The 2,040-nt window shown below is 67.7% G+C and carries 2 protein-coding genes and 1 pseudogene; 2 read left to right on the forward strand and 1 reads right to left on the reverse strand.

Going from position 1 to position 2,040, the window contains the following annotated elements:
* Nucleotides 1-657: pseudogene (locus tag ASE78_RS19455) on the reverse strand (type III PLP-dependent enzyme); the annotation flags it as partial.
* Between the two features lie 139 nt (nucleotides 658-796).
* Between ASE78_RS19455 and ASE78_RS06160 the strand changes: the two are divergent.
* Both ASE78_RS06160 and ASE78_RS18590 read left to right on the forward strand, forming a co-directional pair.
* Nucleotides 797-1,759 carry a threonine/serine dehydratase gene (locus tag ASE78_RS06160; protein WP_200911000.1) on the forward strand — a complete coding sequence of 321 codons (963 nt, stop codon included), beginning with the start codon at nucleotides 797-799 and terminating at the stop codon, nucleotides 1,757-1,759.
* Nucleotides 1,756-1,923, forward strand: coding sequence for a hypothetical protein (locus tag ASE78_RS18590; protein ID WP_156351303.1), 168 nt, complete (start codon nucleotides 1,756-1,758; stop codon nucleotides 1,921-1,923). The genes ASE78_RS06160 and ASE78_RS18590 overlap by 4 nt, the downstream gene beginning before the upstream one ends.
* Nucleotides 1,924-2,040 lie beyond the last annotated feature (117 nt).

The following is a 2,040-nucleotide window of genomic DNA, read 5'->3' on the forward strand; positions in this document are numbered from 1 at the left end:
ATCGACGATAGCGGCGCGGACGCGCTCCATCGCGTTGCTGTAGGCGTCAGGTGACATCGTCTGGCTGCCGACGTGGAAGCAGATGCCGAGCGCGTCGGCGACCTGACGGGTCGCCATCAGCAGCTCGCGCGCCTCGCCTGGCCCCACGCCGAACTTCGAGCCGAGCGACAGCTTGGCATATTCGGACGACACGCGCATCCGCACGCACAGCGTCAGATCGGTCGCGCCGTTGGTGGCGGCCACGATCTTGTGCAGTTCGTCCATGCTGTCGAGCGAGAAGGTGCGCACGCCATGCTCGAAATAGGCTTCGGCGATCGCTTCCGGGGCCTTGATCGGGTGCATGAAGTGACAGGTCGCGTCCGGCAGCGTCGACTTCACCAGTCGCACTTCGCCGATCGACGCGGTGTCGTAATGTTCGATGCCGTTGTCCCACAGGACCACGAGCAGATCGGGCGACGGGTTCGCCTTCACCGCATACATCGAGCGGCCCGGAAACTTCTCGACGAAGAATCGGGCGGCACGCGCGGCGGCGTGGGGGCGAACGAGCGTGACCGGTTCGACCGGTCGGCGCTCTGCGATGTCGATCCCGCGCTCGAACGAGGAGTCACGGGCGATAAAGGGGGCAGCTAGCCCCAGCGCGCTATAGTGCTTGGCCAATTCAAGGGACCTCCAATTGCCTTTCGGCATACGGTGACAAAAGCTGCCTTGCGGTTGGAAGTCCCATGGGGCAGCGGAGGCGCGATCTATGACCCCGGTCCCATGATGTAAAGTGGTTCTGCGACGGAAAGAGCAGTTTATGACGATTTTACGACAGCCGACCCGCGCCGGGGTGCGCGACGCCGCCGCGAAGATCGCGGCCATTCTGCCGCCGTCGCCGCTTTTTACGATCGAAATCAACGGGGTATCGGTTGCGTTCAAGGCGGAATCCTTGCAGCCTGTCGGCGCGTTCAAGCTGCGCGGGGCGTGGCATCGGTTGACCGCTTTGAGCGACGAAACGAGGGCGCGCGGCGTCGTCGCCTTCTCCTCGGGCAATCATGCGCAGGGGATCGCCTGGGCGGCGAAGCGGCTGGGGATGCCCGCCACGATCGTGATGCCGTCTGACGCGCCGCGCGTGAAGCTGGAGGCGACGATGGCGCTGGGAGCGGAAGTGGTCCGCTATGACCGGGCGAGCGAGAGTCGCGAGAAGATCGCGGCGCATCTGGCGCATGCGCGCGGCGCAGTGCTGGTGCCGAGCTTCGACGATCCGTGGGTGATCGAGGGACAGGGATCGGCGGGGATCGAGGCGGCGCAGCAGATGGCCGCCGCCGGTCTGCCCGCTCCGAGCCGGGTGGTGGTGCCGTGCGGCGGCGGCGGGCTGGCGGCGGGCATCGCGCTGGCGCTGCCCGATGCCGGGATCACCGTTGCCGAGCCCGAGGGCTGGGACGACATGCGCCGCAGTCTTGCGGGCGGTGCGATCGAACCGGTCGGCGCCAATCCGCCGCCGACCGCGTGCGACGCACTCCAGACGACGCGGGTGGCCGAGCGGACGTTCGAGGTACTGGCGGCGCGCGGCGCGACCGGGGTGGCCGTCAGCGAGGCAGCGATCGCCGAGGCGCAGCGCTGGGCGGCGAAGCACCTGCGGCTGGTGATCGAGCCGGGCGGGGCGGTGGCGCTGGCGGCGATCCTGACCGGGCAGGTGGCGGTGGAGCCGGGCATGCTGGTGCTGCTGTCGGGCGGCAACGTCGACATGGCCGATTATGCGAAGGTGCTGGCGGCATGAGCGGGGGGCAGGCGGGCACGTTGCTGTCGATCGTAATGATCGCCGCGCTGCTGCTGTGCGTCGGCGCGTTCAAGCTGTGGCGGCGTGGTGAGCGCGGCAAGGGCGCGCTGATGTTCACCTGCGCGGTTGTGATGGTGGCGAATGTGGCGATCTGGACGGTGTAGGGTTCGATCGACGGTTACGTCGAACTGACAGCGACATTGCTCCCCTCCCTGACAAGGGATGGGCTGGGGGTGGGTCGGCTCGCGAGAAAAAGGGCGCGTTCCACAACCGACCAACCC

Source organism: Sphingomonas sp. Leaf25, assembly GCF_001421635.1.
Classification (GTDB): domain Bacteria; phylum Pseudomonadota; class Alphaproteobacteria; order Sphingomonadales; family Sphingomonadaceae; genus Sphingomonas.